Source organism: Nocardia coffeae, assembly GCF_019890715.1.
In the GTDB taxonomy this organism is placed as follows: domain Bacteria; phylum Actinomycetota; class Actinomycetes; order Mycobacteriales; family Mycobacteriaceae; genus Nocardia; species Nocardia jiangxiensis.
This window is the reverse complement of record NZ_JAINZY010000001.1, coordinates 1,401,162-1,419,539: the sequence shown is the minus strand read 5'-3', so window position 1 is coordinate 1,419,539 and position 18,378 is coordinate 1,401,162. Positions and strand designations below refer to the sequence as shown.

Below are 18,378 nucleotides of genomic sequence, written 5' to 3'. Positions count from 1 at the left end.
GCTGGTTCGATGAAGATCAGCGCAGCGGTGGTCGCGCAGATGTTGGGAGTCTGGCAGGTCGGGCCGGGTCCGGCGCATCAGCGCCTCTCGGACCGGCTGCGGCTATTGGTGTTGGATGGACGTCTGGTGCTGGATGCGGCGTTGCCGAGCGAGCGGGATCTGGCGCTCGCGCTGCGGGTGAGCCGCACGACCGTCGGCACCGCCTATCGGTCGCTGGCCGACGCGCAATTCATCGACACCCGGGCGCGGTCCCGGGCCGTCGTCCGGCTCCCCGACGATCCGGCGCCGCACCGGCAGGCCACGTCCTGCTCGCCGACGATCGATCTGTCGTTCGCGGCGCCGGCCGCACCCGGCCCGATACTGCACCGCGCGTTCAACACCGCATTGGAAAAACTGCCTCGCTATTTCGATCGTCGCGGGTACGAGCGCGACGGCGTGATCGAGCTGCGGGAATCCGTCGCGCGGTGGTACGCCGGACGCGGGTTGCCGACGCGGCCGAACCAGATCATGATCACCAACGGGGCCCAGCACGCGCTCGCCCTGATCGCGCGCACCCTGGTCCGCCCCGGCGACCGCGTCGTGATCGATCATCCGACGTATCCGCACGCGATCCGGGCCTTCACCGACGCCCGCGCCCGCCTCGTTCCGGTCGCGCTCGAACCCGACGGCTGGAACGTCGAACAACTGCGCGTCGCAGGCCGGAGTGCGGCGCTGGCGTACCTCATTCCCGACTTCCACAATCCGACCGGGCAGTGTATGCCCGCGCACGTGCGGCGTCGCCTGGATCCGGGCTGTCCGGTGGTGATCGATGAGACGATGGCCGATCTGGCCATCGATCTGCCCCGCCCGGTCGCATTCGCGGCCGATCATCCGGACGCGATCAGCATCGGCTCGACGTCCAAGAACATCTGGGGTGGGCTGCGGATCGGATGGATTCGCGCCGGATCATCGATCCTGACCCGCCTGTCCCGGATGCGTCCCGGTACCGACCTGGGCACTCCGATCCTGGAACAACTCGCCGCGAGCATCCTGCTCGACGGCCTCGATACGCACCTGCCCGGCCGGATCGTTCGACTTCGGGAGCAGCGCGATGGGCTGTATGCCGCACTGGCCCAGCACTTTCCGGAGTGGAACGTGTCGATTCCGCTCGGTGGGCTGTCGTTCTGGGTCGTTCTCGACGAGCCGATCAGCTCACGTCTGGCCGCGATCGCGCCGGACTACGGCCTCACCCTCGCCGCCGGACCGCGGTTCGGCATCGGCGGTGCATTCGAACGTCATGTGCGCCTGCCTTATTCGCTGCCCATGGATGAACTTGCCTCGGCGGTGGCACAGTTGGCCGCAGCGCGACGAGCTGTCGTGCGCGGGGAACGCGGGAAACACGAACCGTCGACTGTGGCGTGAAAAGCGCTTGGTGGCAACATGAACGGCCCCGGATGATCCGAGGCCGTTCGCGTCCACCGCCGGTGTCCGCTCAGAAGCAGTAGGGGAACTTACAGCGCTGCGGGTCGTCCGGGCCGAAGATGAGCAGGACGAGGCCGTTGACGATGGTGTCGGTTACTGCCGAACCGGTGTTGAAGGGCTCGGCGGCAATGGGCCGGTTGGTGACAGCGTCGGCTGTCACATCTGCGGATGCCGTCGCTGGTGCGGCGATCAGAACGCCGGCCATCATCGCCAGCAGGACCTTCCGGGTCATGGTGCCGCCTTTCGCTATTCGGTTGATTGCATCGCGAGCCTAGCGAAGCGATTGCGCGGTCGAGGGGGACTCGAAGGGCGCGCGCGGCGTTCTCAGGAAATTCTCAGCTGAGGCACAGGAGTGCTGATGAGCAGGGCGCTTTCAAGAGGAATCGAGCTGCGTAAACCCACAGGCGCCGACAGTCGAACTGGAGTCCGGGCGATGTCGACACCTCTTGTTATATGCCGCTAATCAGCGTTATATTACACAAAATAGCGGCACGGTTTGCAGTGTAGGAGGACCGTCATGGTCACCGTTCACACCTCGGTGGAGCCCGCGATCGCGGAACCCGGGTTTGTCGGCCTACTCGGTAAGATCGTTGCCCAGGGAGTCGCCCAGCCTGAATCTTCGGGTGAATTCGACTGCCCCCGTGGCGAATTCGGTATCGACATGGCGGTGGCGCAGCTCGACGGCATGGTGGACGGTAAGCCGCGTGAGACGCGCCTGGACGTACGTCACATCGTCGCGACGCTGCCCGCGCCGCGGGTGTCCGGCCGGGACCCCAGCTGTGCGCTGCTGGCCAACCTGCCGCACGCCCAGCCTCGTCATACCTTGGAACTGTTGCGGCGCATCACTGTTCGCCCACATGATGCGGCCGGCCGCTTCGAGATCGAGGTGTCACTGCAGGCCATCCGGGCGTTGCTCGAGTTGGGCCACGACAACATGGCCGAGGGGATGTTGGATGCCTTGCGGACCACCTGCGTCGGCGATTGGCGCATCGCCTGGTTCACCGGCATCGCGGCGCTGGTGCAGGCGGATTACCGGCGCGCGTACCGGCAATTCGACATTGTCCGGGTGATGTTGCCGGACGAGTCGACGCCGAACCTGGCCATGGCGGTGACCGCCGAGTTGCTGCTGCTCTCGCACGGGACGCGCGCCGACGCCGCCGACTGGCGGCGCGCGGCGATCGGCCACTACCGGCAGGCATGGCACTCGAATCACGAAACAGCAAGCGCTGCCTTCGGACTCGCGCGGATGCTGACCGCCGAGAGGGATGTGCGCGCGGCGGTGGCGGTGCTGGACGAACTGCCCGCCGGATCGGTGCACCGGGATACCGCCGGGCTCACCGGATGCCTCCTGCACGTCGGCGGTCCCGCTGCCGAGCTCACCGAGACCGATCTGCGGGTGGCCGCGGGCAGGCTGGCGAGCCTGTCCGATGCGCGACGCTATCTGCCGACTCGGCTGATCCTGCTGTGGACCGCCTTGGTGTGGCTCGAATCCGGTGGGCGCCTGCGCAATCCGGAGACATCGATATTCGGCACTCCCAACACCGTGCAGGGGCTGCGCGAAGGCGTCGAGGCAGGCTTGCGTGAGCTGGCCCGTGCGACCACCGATGCCGGCCATCGCATCCGGTTGGTGGATCTGGCCAATCAGGTCCGGCCGAGAACCTGGTTCTAGCCGGAGGGTTGTCGCCTGACCCAGGTTTGGGCGGTGTCGGTGAGGTTCCACCAGGAAACGTAGTGGGGGTCTTCGGATTTCAAGGTCCAGCCGGAGGTCAGCGCGTCGAAGAAGAGGGTGTCGGCGGTTTTTCCGCCCTGCGGTTCGCCGATGTAGACGAGGTGTCTGCCGCCGGTGGATTCGAAGGCCGCGAGTGCGTCCGAGGCCATGGGGTTGTCCCAGCCCGGGGGCCAGCACAGGAACAGGACGTCGTCGGGGCTGTGGGCGGGTGCGTTGTCCGAGGGGGCTACCGGGAACCAGACATCCGGCTGGCCTGCGGCTCTGGTGAACGAGACGTTCTCGGCACGGTCCGGCGGATGGGAATCGTAGGCTTCGACCGTCAGGCCCGCGTCGCGCAACCGGGAAGCCCAGTAGCCGCGGCCTGCGCCCAGTTCCACCACCGTGCGGCCCGCGCAGAACCGGGCCATCCAGTCGATGGTCTCGGGCGAGGGGATCGCGTAGGCGTAGGCGGATTGCAGGATGGTCTGGGCGAAGCCGAGGCGGGCGCTTCCGGTGGGGCGGCCACCGTTCACCACCCGGCGTCCGTCGTGTTCGGAAACGGACGGCGCGACGATGTCCCAATACGGGTTGGTGCTGATCGAACGGTCGCCGGTCAGATAGTGCAGCAGGCGCAGATCGAATGCGGCATCGGCTCTTTCGTCGCCGGTGCCCGGGAGGATCGGTGCTGCGTCGAGGTACTCCGCGACCTTCGGATACTCGCTGTTCAGACGCTGCTCGTCAGCCAGCAGCGCGGCTAGTTCGGTTCGACGCTCCGATGTCAGAACAAACTCGGCCATGGGTCGATTCTCCCGGGAGGCAACGGGATCCGCGAGTGGTTCGGTCGATCTGTCTCGGGGTGTGCTGTTGCAGTACACTGAGGTGGTCACGAGAGTGATGCTGGGCGGAGGGGACGCCGCTCCTAACGACGCCTCTCCTGGTGAGCTTAGCTAGCCCGCCGGATGAACCAGCGGACCAGAACGAACGCTCCGGCGATTACGGCGTAGCTTGTCAGCATGGTGCCGTAATCGACCGGGGCGTTGCTCTTTGCCCGGCGATGTTTCGCCATTCCCCACCACCTCCTTCCTGGGCGCGGTGTGTGGACCATGTCCACCGCCCCTCGGCCGGAGGTATCACCACCTTACGTCATCTATCAGCGAGATCCGTTGGGACACAACTGATTACGTGTCACTTGGAACGTCGAGACAATGGAACCGTTTCGATGCGGTTCAGCTGGTGAGGGTGGCGATGGCGTCGCCGACGGATTTGGTGCCCAGGATGGTGAGCAGGACCGCCATGATGGTGGAGTTGTGGCGGGTGGCCCAGTCCTTCCAGCTGGTCAGGACCGTGTTGGCGCGTTCCCCGGCGAACAGGTGGATGGCCAGCGGGATGGTGACGCACAGGGAGGCGATCAGGAGGAAGACGACGCCCGCGATGAGTCGCGCTCCGTGGCCGGGCGTCACCGAGCTGATGGTGACGGCCGCGGCGGCCAGCTGGGTGAGGTTCTTGGGGTTGACCACCGCCAAAGTCGTTGCGAGCGTGATGATTTTGATCGTCGTGTGCTCGCGGTTCTGAGCCCAGGCGGGTGGCGCGCTGTCGGGGGCGGGGTGTAGTGCGCGGCGGGTCTGCTGAGCGGCGATCGCCAGGGCGGCCAGGCCGATCACCAGTTTGGCCCAGCCGACCCAGGTCGCGGGGTGATCGTGGTGGTTGGCTCCGACCAGGCCGCTGATCGCGATCAGGAGCGCGACGATCGCGGCGAGGGCGACGATCCAGGTGATCGCGAAGGTGACGGCGTTGGCGCGGGCTCGGGGTGTGGCCAGCAGCAGGATGATCGCGACGAGTGCGAGCGGACTGATCGCGACACCGACACCGTGACTGAGAATCTGGCCGATCGAAGTCCCGAGCATCGCTGCGCCCCTTCACTGTTCGCTGTCGCGGCGGGTGCGAATCCATTCCTGTGCGTCGGTGACGGCCCGGTCGACCGCCCCGAAGACGTGCTCGTCGGCCGGAACCACGCCACCCTCGCCGAGCTGGGCGCTCAGACCGGTCCGATCGAGCACATGGGCCAACCCGGGACGTACCCCGGCGAGGATCAACCGCCCACCGGCCTTCTCCAATCGCGTTGCGTACCGGTGGAATTGCTTGATCAGCGCCGAGGACGGAACCTCCGGTACGACGCGCATCACGAGTACGAGCACCGCACCACGTGCCTGCGAGACCTCCGGCAACTTCCCTTCCAGCCGCGACAATTCCGCGAAAAAGCTTGCACCGCCGTACTCCACGACGGTCACCTGCCCCGGCGGCAGGATCGCCGGAACCTCTCCGGTGCGCCAGCGTTCGTCGGAATCGCGTACGAGAGCGACCAATTCGGCCTGCCGGGAGATCTGCACGCAGTACAGCAGCAACGACAGGATCGCGCCGAGTACGATCGCCTGCTGCAACGGCAGTTGCGTGGTCGCCGCGAAGGTCACCACCATCGCCAACGCCGACAGCCGGGATGTCCGCAGCACCAACATGATGTCGCCGGCCTTGCCGACGATCAGCTCCGCCCCGACGACCATGATCAGCCCGCCGATCACCGGCATCGGAATGTGTTCGGCCAGTGATCCGCACACCAGCACGACGATCGCGAGGAACACCCCGGAAATCACTCCGGCCCAGCGGGTTCGGGCGCCAACCCCGGCCGCGACCCCGGTCCGGGACAGCGAACCGCCCGAGGGCAACGCGGAGAAGAATCCGCCGCCGAGGTTGGCCAGTCCCTGAGCGCCGAAGTCGCAGTTGACGTTCGATCGACTCCCGTCGGGATTGGGCATCGACGGCGATACGCCGGCGGCCTGTGCCAGCGCCACCATCGCCACCGCGAGCGCACCACCGAACAGATGCGGCATCGCACTCCAGGTCGGCACCGAAATCGGCGGCAGGACAGCGGGAATGCGCGCGATGTCCCCGACGGTCTCCACATCGATCCGGAACACCGCCACGGCGATGCTCACCACCACCATCGACACCAGTAGGGCCAACTCCGCCAGCGGCCGCACCAGCCGAGCCGCGGCCCACACCGCGATCGTCGCCACCGCCACCAGCGTCGCGGACAACTGCCAGTGCCCGATGCCCACGACCCAGTTCCACACCTGCAGCAATTTGTTGTGGCCGGGAGGCTTGTAGGCGGTGGCGTCCTTGAACACGCCGGTGATGATGGACAGCGCGATACCGGTGGAGAACCCGGTCATCACCGCGTTGGATACGAAACTCATCACCACGCCCAGGCGCAGCACGGCCATCAATGCCATGATCACGCCGACCAGCACGGTCAGCGCGGCCACATTGCCCGCGGCGTGCGGATCCAGGCCCGCATCGGTCAGCACCGCCTGACTGGTCAGAGCGATCGCGCTGGTCAGAGTGGTGACCATCAGGACGGTCGGCGCGGCCAGCGAACCCAGGATCGGCGGCACGATGCCCGCGTACAGGCCCGCGACCGGGTTGAATCCGCCGATCGACGCGTACGCCATCCCCTCGGGAATGCTGAACAGCCCGGTCGCCATCCCCGCGGTCACATCGCGCGGCGAGGGCTTACCCAATGTGGCGGACAGCCGCCGCAGGGCCCCCGCCCGCGGTGCGGCGGGCGGGAGCGATCCGGACGGCGCGGGAGGCGGCGTCGCGCCTGGGTCGGGCACGGAATCCGCCTACGGGGTGACGATGTCGAAGTCCGGATTCGGCTTGTCCAGCGCGGAGGTCAGCTGTGCCAGCTTCGTCGGATCACCGGACACCCCGACCTCACCCGATCGGATGGCCGCGGCCAGATCCTGCCCACCGGCCAGGACACCGATGAGCGTCGCGCGGGTCAAGGTGAACGTCGCGTCGGGTTCCGGACCGGTGAAGTCGGCCGGGAGTACGTAGTGCACGAGCACGCCGTTGTTCAATTCCATTCGGTAGGTGGTGTTTTCGTCGGTGATCACCCAGTCGTCCACCAGATGCAGATCCCACGCCGCGGGACCGTTCACGAGAAACGCCGCGGCATCGAGGACCTGATCGACGGACAATGCGCCGATGACCGAATTCGACGCGGTGCCGGTCGGAGTGCCGACGTTGCCGTGCCGGAGCTCGTAGGCCGCCATCAGGTAGAAGTTGCGCCACGTGCCGTTCTCGGAGCCGTAGCCGAGCTGCTCGAATGCGTTGGCCTGCAAGGCTTTCGCATCGGCATTGGCCGGATCGGCGAAGATCACGTAGTTCACCAGCTGGACCACCCAGCGGTAGTCACCCGCGTCGTACGCCTCGCGAGCGGTGCGCAGGGCCGAGTCCGCACCGCCCATCGCCGCGACGTGCCGCACGGCCGATTCGACCGGCGGATGCTCCCACAGATGTGCCGGATTGCCGTCGAACCAGCCCATGTACCGCTGGTAGATCGCCTTGACGTCATGGCTCACCGAGCCGTAGTAGCCGTGCGTGTGCCAGGTCTTCTCCAGTGCGGGCGGCATCTGGATCATCTCGGCGATCTCGATGCCGGTGTAGCCCTGGTTGAGCAGGCGCAGGGTCTGATCGTGCAGATAGCCGTAGGTGTCGCGCTGCAGTGACAGCCACGAGGTGACCTGTTCGGTTCCCCAGGTCGGCCAGTGGTGCGAGGCGAAGGCGACATCGGTCTTGTCGCCGAACAGCGTGATCGTCTCGGTCAGATACTGCGACCAGACGTGTGCGTCGCGGACCAGCGCGCCGCGCAGGGTGAGGATGTTGTGCAGGGTGTGCGTCGCGTTCTCGGCCATGCACAGCGCGCGGTGATCGGGGAAGTAGAAGTTCATCTCCGAGGGCGCCTCGGTGCCCGGTGTCATCTGGAAGATGATCCGCACCCCGTCGAGCACCTCCTCCTGCCGCGTCTCGGTGATGTCCTTCGTCGGCGGGATCAGGGTGACGGTGCCGGTGGAGGTGGTCATGCCCAGACCGGCGCTGACCTGCCCCTGCGCGCTGCGGGGCAGCGCCGCGCCGTACATGTAGGCCGCGCGGCGACCCATCGCGATACCCGCGAACACGTTCTCCGCGACCGCGTGCTCGACGAATCCGGCGGGCGCCAGGATCGGGACGCGCCCCGCCTCGACGTCCTCGGTCGTCGTGACGCCCATGACGCCGCCGAAATGGTCGACGTGCGAATGGGTGTAGACGACGCCGGTGACCGGACGATTGCCACGCTGTTGCCGGTACAGCTCCAGGCCGGCGGCGGCCGTCTCGGTCGAGATCAGCGGATCGATCACGATCACGCCGAGGTCGCCTTCGATCAGCGTCATGTTCGACAGGTCCAGGCCCCGGATCTGATAGATGCCCGGTACGACCTCGTAGAGGCCCTGCTTGATCATCAGCTGGGCTTGACGCCACAGTCCGGGATGTACCGAGTTGGGGCAGGTTCCCTGGATGTAGGAATAGGAATCGTTGTCCCACACCACTTTCCCGTCGCCGTTGGTGACCACGCCCGGCTTCAGCTCGGCGATGAAGCCGCGGTCGGCGTCGTCGAAATCGGTGGTGTCGGACAGCGGCAGGGATTGCGCCGCTCGTTTCAGTCGGTCTTCGGTATGACCGGTGGGATCGGCCGACGATAGTTCAACCGCGTTGGTCATGTTGCTCCTGTCGTTCCGGAAATGCTCGAACCGCACTCGGGGCACGGATCGACGGCCGGGTTTGCGTGAGTGTCATCTGGTGAATGCGACTGTGCTGCACGATAATTGACCGAAGCTGGTCTGGATGTTACCAAATGGGATCAGTTCACGTAAGGGTTGCAGGCCATTCTTTACCGGGCGGAACGCCTTCCAGTAACGATTGTGCGGCTATCTTATGGCTATTGACTTTTGTGGCTCGAGTTGTCCTAGGATCAGCTCGCTGAGCGCGCCGATCTTCTCCAGGTGCTATCTATTACCCCGTCGAGAATTCCATTCGGCAATATTGTAGAAATCGGCTGCTCCGGAAATCGAATCGAGAACATCGCACATCCTCGACGGAATCCGGATGGCGTCGGGTTGCTGTTCCGCCGACGTCGGATGCGGCCAGCGGACTCGGAGGATCGCGATGTCGGCACCGGCGGTCGGGGTCGAGCCGAAATGCCCTCGGGCAGTTCACTGTCTCGCGGTGTGCCGTTGCATTACACTGAGGCGGTCACCAGAGTGATGCTGGGCGGTGGAGCGCCGCTGTCGACGACGCCCCACCTGATGGGTTTACTTAGTCCACATCCAGCGGACCAGTGTGAGCGCCCCGGCGATCACGGCAGTTGCTACCAACACCATGTCGTAGTCGATCGGGGCGTTGCTCTTTGCCCGGCGATGTTTCGCCATTCGCATCACCTCCTTCCTGGGCGCGGTGTGTGGACCATGTCCACCGCCCCTCGGCCGGAGGTGTCACCACCATACATCGTGATTTTCGGTAGATCCGTTGCGCTGCAATAGATTTGGTTCCTCTGGAACGTTGTCTATCCGGGCCTGCTTCAGTCGTGGGAGTTGCCGCCCGTTCTCCGTCTCCGTGGCGCGAAGACGAGTTGCTCGCAGGTCGCCTCACGGGACTCGAGTAATCTGCTCATCCAGGCGCCTCGATGCCGGTCGGGGTTCACGGCGAAAGGGCAGGTGTGGCTGGCGCGAGGATGGTGGGGCTGTTCGCCGGGATCGGCGGACTCGAGCTCGGCCTCGGTGCGCACGGGTGGAACACCGAATTGCTCTGTGAGATCGATTCCGGTGCGCGGGCCGTGCTTTCGGCGCATTTCGCGGACGTCGAAGTGCACCAGGACGTTACCCGGTTGCGTGCGCTGCCGGCCGGAACAGAGCTGGTCGCGGCGGGTTTTCCCTGTCAGGATCTGTCGCAGGCGGGGCGAACGGCCGGAATCACCGGTGCACGTTCGGGTCTGGTGGACGAGGTGTTCCGGCTGGTGCGGCGACGGCGCGGTCCGCGCTGGCTGTTGATCGAGAACGTGCCGTTCATGCTGCAACTCGGGCGCGGGCAGGCGATGCGGCACATCACCGCCGCCCTCGAGGAACTCGGCTACATGTGGGCGTACCGGGTGGTGGATGCGCGGGCGTTCGGGCTGCCGCAGCGGCGGTTGCGGGTGCTGATGCTGGCCTCGCGCACCGAGGATCCGCGGCCGGTGCTGTTCGGGGCCGATGCCGGGCCGCACGAGATCGGCGATCCGGCCCTGGATCCGTGCGGTTTCTACTGGACCGAGGGAGTGCGCGGGCTGGGCTGGGCGGTCAATGCCGTGCCGACGCTCAAGGGCGGATCGGGACTGGGGATCGCCAGCCCACCGGCGGTCCGCCTGCCCTCGGGCGAGATCGTGACGCCCGGGATCGTCGATGCCGAACGACTGCAGGGATTTTCGCGCGACTGGACCGCTCCCGCGCTGACCGTGCCGGGGATTCGGCCGGGACACCGCTGGAAACTGGTCGGCAATGCGGTGAGTGTGCGGATGGCGACGTGGGTGGGCGGTCGGCTGGCCGACCCGTCGGGTGTCGCGATGCCCGAGGACGGCGTGCTGTCCGGGCAGCGCTGGCCGACCGCGGCCTGGGGCCGGAACGGGACGGCGTACCGGGTGCCGCTCTCGACGTGGCCGATCCACGAACCGTACGAGGATCTGCGCTGGTTCCTCGAGGACGCCCAACTGCTGTCCGCGCGCGCCACCGCGGGCTTCCTGCGCCGGGCCGGACGCGGGACGCTGCGTTTTCCGCCGGGCTTCCTGGCCGATGTGCAGAATCATCTGCTGCGGATGGGCGGATACCCGCAGGAGGCCGCTTAGCGTGCGAGGGGTGTGCGCATGAGTTCGGAGCGACCCGCGACCGACGCGGCGACCAGCGCCCGGATGTCGCGGCAGCGGCGGGTCGGCACCAAGCCGGAGATCGCGTTGCGCAAGGAGTTGCACCGGCGCGGCCGCCGCTACTTCGTGGATCGCGCGCCGCTGCCGGGGATGCGCCGTCGCGCGGATCTGGTCTTTCCGCGCTTTCACGTCGCGGTGTACGTCGACGGCTGCTTCTGGCACCGCTGCCCCGAACACGCCACCTTCCCGAAGAACAACGCCCGGTGGTGGGCCGAGAAACTGGCCGGAAACGTCGCCCGGGACCGCGATACCGACGCCCGCCTCGCCGCGGCCGGTTGGACGGTGGTCCGCATCTGGGAACACGAGGATCCGATCCGTGCCGCCGACCGAGTCCAGGCCGCGCTGACTTCCCAATAGCGGCTTTTGCCCCGTTCATCAGGGATGATCGAGGGGAGACTCCGGTAGCGGCCGTCCAGTATGTGTGCCTTGGATCGAGGAATCGAGGGCGATGACATCGAGCAGGCAAGCGTCTTCTCCGGGCCGGGCAACTGCACGGGCCGGGCGAATTCCGGCACCGAGTGCGCATCCCTCGCGCCGGATGTCACAGGATCTGTGGACGGATCTGGCACGGTTGTCGCGGGCGGTTGTTTCGAGCGGCCGAAGGCCATGACCTCGGATGCGACCGGCGGGTCGGCGGATCCTTCGCGGTGGTGGCGGAGCCGGGGAGTGCGGTGGGCGATCGCGGTGGCGATTGCTGTTGCGGGGGTTTGCTATTCGTCGTGGGTGCTGGAGTTCGTGTTGCCGCTGGGTGCGAATCCGGTGCGGTCTTTTCTGAGTGAGCTGGATGCGCGGGGGAAGGTCGATGCGTGGGTGTTCACCGCGGGGGACACGATCACCGGGTCGTTGGCGCTGGCTGCGGGGATCGCGGGGCTGGTGGCGTTCGCGCGGCGGCGGTTGTCCACGATCGGGTGGGTGGCGCTGGCCTGTTTCGGGGCGTCGACGATCGCCGACGCGCAGTGGCCGCTGCGCACCTGTACACCGGATCCGTGCCCGCCCGAGGACGACGGCATGTTCCCGCAACTGCATCAGATCCACGCGTTGACCAGCACGCTCGCGGTGACGTCGATCTTCGTCGCGATGATCGCGTTCAGCGCGGCGGCGTTCCGGTACCGGCGCTGGCCGATTCTGCGGCACAGCGGGCTGTGGATTCTGATTCTCGGATCGGGGGTGACGATCTGGATGCTGGTCGCGGACAATCTGCCGGGGAACTACGCCCTCGGCATCGCCCAGCGCATCCAGGTGGGGGCCATGTCGCTGTGGCTGGTCGCGCTGGCCGTGCAGATCTTCGTGGCCGAACGCACGGTCAGCGCCGGCGCACCCGCACCGCGACCAGCGAACGGGGAGCCGAGGAGGCCAGGAATCCGGACGCGGCCATCGTGAGGAAGACGGCCAGTATGGCGGTCACGGCCAGGAGTTCAGCAACTGTGGTCATGAGTCCACGGTGCCAGCCCAGCCTGTATGTGATCCGTGGGGTTTATTGGTAATTCCTGAGAATCCGCCGGGCAGGGTGCGGTGTCCGGTCCGGTCGGGCGGCCGGAAAATCGGTTGGCCCGCGCGTGCATTGCTGGCAGCCTGAAAGGTCGTGCCCGGAGCGTGCGACCACGCCTTCGCTGCGCGCGCGAGCAATCTGCCGATGAGGAAGGGGGGAGCCTTGTCCGTTTCCATATCGGAGAACTCGGCTCGCCGGGATGTCGATGCGACGAAATTGGTTGTCGCACAAACTGATCCGAGCAAGGGTTCGCTGCGTCGGCTGTGGCCGCAGATCCGCTGGTACCGGCGGGCGATGTTCGTCGCGGCCGCACTGTCCGCGGTGGGCATGCTGTGCGACATCCTGCTTCCGGTGCTGACCGGGCGGATCGTGGACGGTCCGGTCGCGCATCGCGAATTCGGCGCGATCCGGGATCCGTTGCTGCTGGTCGCGATTCTCGCCGCGGTGAGCACCGTGACGGCCTGGATACGGCGCTGGATGGTCTCGGGTCCGGCCAGCCGCCTCGAAGTGGATCTGCGCGCGAACCTGTTCGCCCGCTTGCAGATTCTGTCGGTGGGCGTGCACGACGGCATGGAGTCGGGACAGCTGACCTCCCGAGCGATCACCGATATGTCCACGCTGCGAAGGTTTTTCGCCGCCGTGGCGCCCTCGCTGCTGTCCCTGGGGGCGACGCTGTGGATCGGCATCGGTCTGCTGTTCGTGTTCAGCTGGCAGATCGGGCTGGTGGAACTGGTGATCGAGGTGCCACTGGTGATCCTGGCGTTGCGGTTCGAGCGCGGCTACGGCCTCGCCTCGCGGCGGGCGCAGGACAAATCCGGTGATCTGGCGACCATCGTGGAGGAGTCGGCGCAGGGTATCCGGGTGCTCAAGGCATTCGGGCGCGGACCGTGGTTCGGTGCGCGGTTCCGGCGGCAGTCCCGCGAACTGCGCACACTCGAGCTGGCGAAGGTGCGGCTGGCCGCGACATTGTGGACGGCATTGAACGTGCTGTCCGCGTTGGGAATCGCGGCGGCGCTGGCCATCGGCGGATATCTGCTCGCCGAGCACGCGATGTCGCTGGGCGCGCTGATCGCGGGCATCACGCTCACGACCTATCTGCAGTGGCCGATCATGGGATTCGGCTTCCTGCTGGCGGAATTGGAGCATGCTCGCACGGCGGCCGAGCGGTACTGGGAGGTGATCGACACCCCGGTCGAGATCGCCGATCCGGCCGAACCGGCGGCCCGGCCCACCGAACTGCTGGGTGAATTGTGTTTCGACAACCTTCGATTCCGCTTTCCCGATGCCGAACGCGATCTGCTGCACCGGATTTCGCTGCGGCTACGTCCGGGCGAGACGGTGGCGGTGGTCGGCGCCACCGGCAGCGGCAAATCCGCGCTGCTGGGGCTGGTTCCGCGCCTGTTCGACGTGTCCGAGGGGGCGGTGCGGATCGACGACATCGATGTCCGTGCGCTCCGTCTGGCGGATCTGCGGTCGATGGTGTCGGTCGCGTTCGAGGATCCGGTGCTGTTCTCGGCAAGCGTGCGGGAGAACATCACCCTCGGCTATCCCGAGGCCACCGACTCGCAGGTCCGTGCCGCGCTCGAGGTCGCCTGTGCGGACGGTTTCGTGGACGCGCTGCCGTGGGGTCTGCGCACCCGCATCGGGGAGCAGGGGTTGAGCCTGTCCGGTGGGCAGCGTCAGCGGTTGGCGCTGGCCCGCGCGGTACTGGCCCGGCAGCGGCATCCGGGCGGCCACGTCGTCGTGCTGGACGATCCGCTCTCGGCGCTGGACGTCACCACCGAGAAACAGGTCCAGGACCGCCTGCGCGCGGCTCTGTCCGGCGCCACGGTCCTGCTGGTGGCGCACCGGCCCTCCACGGCCGCCTGGGCCGACCGGGTCGCGGTGCTGGACGGCGGCGAGATCATCGCCGACGGTCCGCACGAGGAACTCCTGGACACCTGCCCCCGCTATCGCGAACTGATGGGCGGCGAGATCACCGAGGACGCAACCCCGGCTCCCGCCCGATGATCCCGAACTCCGCAACTTGCTCGACAGGAAGTAAAGATGTCGGAAGATTGTGATAACCAACAACATTCACAACCGAATAGACCCGGGCAGGCACTGACGACGGAGTCGATCCCGGATGCGCTCACCGCCGCGACCGGTTCGGCCGACCATGGCGTGCCCGCGCAGGACTCATCGACTGCCACAATGGCTTCGGATTCCAGGAATGGAGCGTCGGGAACGGATGGCGATTCTTCCTCCGCCGCTGCGGGTTCGGATCGGGCCACGCAGGTCGGCTCCGATTCCGGCACTGCCACAACAGGTTCCGAGCGTACCGAGGAGTACGGTTGGCGCGGTGTCGCAGCCGAGGAGGCCGAGGCCACCGAGGAGGTGAATCTCGCGCTGGCGGCTCGGTCACGGCGGCTGCTGTGGTCGCTGGTTCGGCCGTATCGGGTGTGGGCCGTGGCCGCGGTGCTGCTGGTGATCGTGGACAACGCGACGATGGTGGCGGTGCCGTTGTTCGTCGCGCGCGGACTCGATTCTGGAGTGCGTAACGCACTGGGCGGGAACTGGATTCCGCTGCTGCTGGCGGTGGCCGGGGTGACCGGCTGTGCGCTGCTGGGCGGGATCACGACCTTCGCCTTCGTGCGGATATCCGGGCGGCTGAGCCAGAACGTGCTGTTCGATCTGCGGATGCGGGTGTTCGAGCATGTGCAGCGGCTCTCGATCGCGTTCCACGAGAACTACACCTCCGGCAAGATCGTCGCGCGGCTGACCAGCGATCTGGAATCGCTGGAGGATCTGCTCGACCGGGCGATCGACGATGCGCTCAGTGCGGTGCTGTCGGTGCTGACCATCGCGGTCGTACTGGTCTGGCTGGATGTTCCGCTGGCGCTGGTGGTGCTGGCCGGATTCGTTCCGCTGGTGTACGTCACGCGGTGGGCGCAGCGGCATCAGCGCGCGGGCTATCGGCGCACGCGGGGCGCGATCGCCAAGGTCGTGGTGCATTTCGTGGAGGTGATGGCGGGAATCCGTGCGGTGCAGGCATTTCGGCGCGAGGAGCGCAACGAGACCCTGCTGGAGCAGGAGGATTCGATCTACGGTGCGGCGAATACCAGTGCGTTGCGCGGAATGGCGACCTATATCGGCTGGGCGCGGCTGATCCAGAACGTCACCACCGTGCTGATCCTGGTATTCGGTGCGTGGCGAGTTATCCACGGCCACACCCAGATCGGCGTTCTCGCGGCATTCCTGCTGTATCTGCGGCAGTTCTACGGCCCGGTGGACGAACTCGCGCAGGTGTTCAATTCCTATCAGTCCGCGGCGGCCGCGCTGGAGCGCGTTTCCGGCGTGCTCGAGGAACAGCCGAGCGTGCCCGAACCCGCGCAACCGCGAGCACTGGACCGCCCGCGTGGTGAATTGCGTTTCGAGAACGTCGGTTTCGAATATCCGGCGCGCAGAACCCAGGCCGAGGAAAGCCAGGGGCAACCGATCCCCGTGCTGCCGACGTTCTCGCTGACCGTTCCGGCCGGGCAGATCGTGGCGCTGGTCGGCGCGACCGGGGCCGGGAAGTCGACGCTGGCCAAACTCGTCGCGCGGTTCTACGACCCGTCCCGGGGCAGTGTGCTGCTCGACGGCGTCGATCTGCGCGAGATCTCCGATGTGCGGCTGCGCCGGGTGGTGACCATGGTGACCCAGGAGTCCTATCTGTTCTCCGGTTCGGTCGCCGACAACATCCGGCTGGGCAAACCCGAGGCCACCGATGCGGAGGTGCACGCGGCCGCCCGCGCGGTCGGGTTCCACGACTTCGCGATGTCGCTGCCCGAGGGGTTCGCCACCGACGTGCGCAAACGCGGTGGACGGCTGTCGGCCGGGCAACGTCAGCTGGTCGCCTTCGCCCGGGTGTTCCTCGCCGATCCGGCGGTGATCGTCCTGGACGAGGCCACCTCCAGCCTGGACATCCCCGGCGAGCGTCAGGTGCAGCACGCTCTGGAGACCGTGCTGCGCGACCGGACCGCGGTCATCATCGCCCACCGGCTGTCCACCGTCGCGATCGCCGACCGGGTCCTGGTCCTGGATTCCGGCCGCGTCATCGAGGACGGCACGCCCGCGGACCTGATGGCCGGAACCGGCCATTTCGCCACCCTGCACACCGCCTGGCGCGAATCCCTGGTCTGAGTCCGGACTGCCCGCATACCGCCCCCACACCGCCCCGACAGTGCGATATCCGGTCCCCGCATCGCCTGCCGGGGTGGTAAGGCGTCCGCAGTCGCCTACGGTATAGGGGTGAGCAATCCAGCCCAGGGCAATTCGCAGGCCGCCCCGGCGAGCGGCGCCGGCGCGGATGCGCAGCCGACCGTATCGCGATGGCCCGCGATTCTGACCTGGCGCGCGCACAACGGCAGCCGGATGGAGTCGGTGCGGGTCGTGGTGACCGGCAATCGGATTCGCGCCTCGGGTCGGATCACCGGCGGCGAATGCGCCGATCATCCGGCCTTCAGCGCGTCCTACGACCTGATCACCGACGAGAACGGCGCGACCAAACGCCTGTCGCTGCGCAGCACCGTCGCCGCGGGCGAACAGCACGCCTCGATCGCTCGTGACCAGGAGAACTACTGGCTCATCGACACCGGCGGCACCCATGTGCGCTCCACCTTCGCCGGGGCGATGGACGTCGACGTGGTGCTCAGCCCGTTCTTCAACACCCTCCCGATCCGCCGCCACGCCCTGGCCCGCTCCATCGGCGACGTCGAGGTTCCGGTCGTCTACGTCCGCCTGCCGGAGCTGCTGGTCCAGGAAGCGAGCCTGACCTACTCCGCCGGTTCGGACGGCATCCACGTGCTGTCCCCGGTGTCCAGCGCCACCCTCACCGTCGATCCGGACGGATTCGTGCTCGACTATCCGGGCCTGGCCGAACGGATCTGAGCCCGGCCGAGACCTGAGGCACTTCAGTCCAGGCTGCGGATCACTCCGCCGCGCTGACCCGCCTCGTGCAGGCGGCCGAGCCAATCCTGATCGCCGGGGCGGATATCGGTGATCTCCCAGCGTTCCAGGTCCTGGTAACGGATGCGTTCGCTGTATCCGGCGTCGATCAGTTCACCGAGGGTGCCCTCGGCGGCGAGGCTGGTGCGGGCGGCGGTGAGCAGGCGCAGGGTGTCGTCCAGGGCGTCCAGCAGGGCCGTGGCGTTCGGTTCGCAGATGGCGCGGACCAGATCGGCCGCGGTGCCCGCCACACGGGTGCCGTCGCGGAACGAACCCGCGGCCAGACCCAGCGCCAGATCGCCGCCGCCCGCACCGGCCACGGCCAGCGCCTCGGCCAGCACGTGCGGTAGGTGCGAGATGCGCGCGACCGCGCGATCGTGTTCTTCGGCGAGCACCGGCACGACGTCCGCACCGCAGTCCAGCGCCAATTGCGCTACCCGCGACCAGGTCTGCGCATGCGTGCCCGGATCCACGCCGACCGCCCATGCCGCGTCTCGGAACAGGTCGGGAGTCGATGCGGCCCAGCCGGATTCGGAGGTCCCTGCCATCGGATGCCCGCCGACGTACCGTGCGCCGAGTTCGTACCGGTGAACCGCTTCGGCGACGGGCGCTTTCACGCTCACCACATCGGTCAGTGCGCAGCGGGGGGCGAAAAGCCGCACATCGGACAGGATCGAATCCAGGGCGGGCATGGGCACGCCGATCACGAGCAACGCGTCATCGGCCGCGGCGCGGCGCAATACGGTCTCGATATCGTCGGAGACGTCGAATCCGTCGGCCCGCGCGGCTCGCACGCCGGTGTGGGAGCGGTTGTACGCCCACGCCTCGTATCCGGTCGCGACGGCCGCGCGAAGCACGGAACCGCCGATCAAACCCGTTCCCAGCACACATATCGCGGATTTCGGCTCGAGGGTCACCGAACCA

Annotated in this window: 14 protein-coding genes; 8 read left to right on the top strand and 6 right to left on the bottom strand. The window is 67.2% G+C overall.

All coding sequences use genetic code 11. The features are described 5' to 3' along the window. Positions 1-9: 9 nt before the first annotated feature. On the top strand, positions 10-1,401 hold the full coding sequence (gene yczR, locus K7711_RS06070) for a MocR-like transcription factor YczR (protein ID WP_222965559.1): 1,392 nt from the start codon (positions 10-12) through the stop codon (positions 1,399-1,401). A 70-nt stretch (positions 1,402-1,471) separates the two neighbouring features. On the opposite strand, the gene K7711_RS06065 is transcribed toward yczR, so the two are convergent. Beyond that, positions 1,472-1,693 (bottom strand): hypothetical protein, encoded by a 222-nt coding sequence (locus K7711_RS06065; RefSeq protein WP_222965557.1) that lies wholly within the window; start codon positions 1,691-1,693, stop codon positions 1,472-1,474. A 285-nt stretch (positions 1,694-1,978) separates the two neighbouring features. Between K7711_RS06065 and K7711_RS06060 the strand changes: the two genes are divergently transcribed. Next, the gene (locus tag K7711_RS06060; RefSeq protein WP_222965555.1) at positions 1,979-3,130 is read left to right on the top strand and encodes a tetratricopeptide repeat protein; all 1,152 of its coding nucleotides are present in this window, start codon (positions 1,979-1,981) and stop codon (positions 3,128-3,130) included. Here the strand turns inward: K7711_RS06060 and K7711_RS06055 are convergent. The 4 genes from K7711_RS06055 to K7711_RS06040 form a co-directional block, all read right to left on the bottom strand. Next, positions 3,127-3,966, bottom strand: a complete 840-nt coding sequence (locus K7711_RS06055; RefSeq protein ID WP_222965553.1) for a hypothetical protein — start codon at positions 3,964-3,966, stop codon at positions 3,127-3,129. The two genes, K7711_RS06060 and K7711_RS06055, sit on opposite strands and share 4 nt — an antisense overlap. 429 nt (positions 3,967-4,395) lie before the next feature. Continuing rightward, positions 4,396-5,073: a GAP family protein gene (locus K7711_RS06050; RefSeq protein ID WP_222965551.1), complete on the bottom strand. Its 678-nt coding sequence runs from the start codon at positions 5,071-5,073 to the stop codon at positions 4,396-4,398. A 12-nt stretch (positions 5,074-5,085) separates the two neighbouring features. After that, positions 5,086-6,840, bottom strand: a complete 1,755-nt coding sequence (locus tag K7711_RS06045) for a SulP family inorganic anion transporter (RefSeq protein WP_308014488.1) — start codon at positions 6,838-6,840, stop codon at positions 5,086-5,088. A 9-nt stretch (positions 6,841-6,849) separates the two neighbouring features. Beyond that, positions 6,850-8,766: an alkyl/aryl-sulfatase gene (locus K7711_RS06040; protein WP_222965549.1), complete on the bottom strand. Its 1,917-nt coding sequence runs from the start codon at positions 8,764-8,766 to the stop codon at positions 6,850-6,852. A gap of 1,010 nt (positions 8,767-9,776) precedes the next feature. On the opposite strand from K7711_RS06040, the gene K7711_RS06035 reads away from it, so the two are divergent. From K7711_RS06035 to K7711_RS06010, 6 genes are all read left to right on the top strand, one after another. Next, positions 9,777-10,919, top strand: coding sequence for a DNA cytosine methyltransferase (locus K7711_RS06035; RefSeq protein WP_222966742.1), 1,143 nt, complete (start codon positions 9,777-9,779; stop codon positions 10,917-10,919). An 18-nt stretch (positions 10,920-10,937) separates the two neighbouring features. Beyond that, positions 10,938-11,354: a very short patch repair endonuclease gene (locus K7711_RS06030; protein ID WP_222965547.1), complete on the top strand. Its 417-nt coding sequence runs from the start codon at positions 10,938-10,940 to the stop codon at positions 11,352-11,354. Positions 11,355-11,423: 69 nt separating this feature from the next. Further along, the gene (locus tag K7711_RS06025; RefSeq protein WP_308014487.1) at positions 11,424-12,377 is read left to right on the top strand and encodes a DUF998 domain-containing protein; all 954 of its coding nucleotides are present in this window, start codon (positions 11,424-11,426) and stop codon (positions 12,375-12,377) included. Between the two features lie 271 nt (positions 12,378-12,648). Continuing rightward, positions 12,649-14,496: an ABC transporter ATP-binding protein gene (locus K7711_RS06020; RefSeq protein ID WP_235746580.1), complete on the top strand. Its 1,848-nt coding sequence runs from the start codon at positions 12,649-12,651 to the stop codon at positions 14,494-14,496. A 183-nt stretch (positions 14,497-14,679) separates the two neighbouring features. Next, positions 14,680-16,650 carry an ABC transporter ATP-binding protein gene (locus tag K7711_RS06015; RefSeq protein WP_222965543.1) on the top strand — a complete coding sequence of 657 codons (1,971 nt, stop codon included), beginning with the start codon at positions 14,680-14,682 and terminating at the stop codon, positions 16,648-16,650. Between the two features lie 108 nt (positions 16,651-16,758). Further along, entirely contained in the window at positions 16,759-17,397 is a 639-nt protein-coding gene (locus tag K7711_RS06010) for a putative glycolipid-binding domain-containing protein (protein WP_222965541.1), read from the top strand. 23 nt (positions 17,398-17,420) lie between these two features. Here the strand turns inward: K7711_RS06010 and K7711_RS06005 are convergent, their stop codons facing one another. Then, positions 17,421-18,371 carry a prephenate dehydrogenase gene (locus K7711_RS06005; protein ID WP_308014486.1) on the bottom strand — a complete coding sequence of 317 codons (951 nt, stop codon included), beginning with the start codon at positions 18,369-18,371 and terminating at the stop codon, positions 17,421-17,423. Positions 18,372-18,378: the final 7 nt, after the last annotated feature.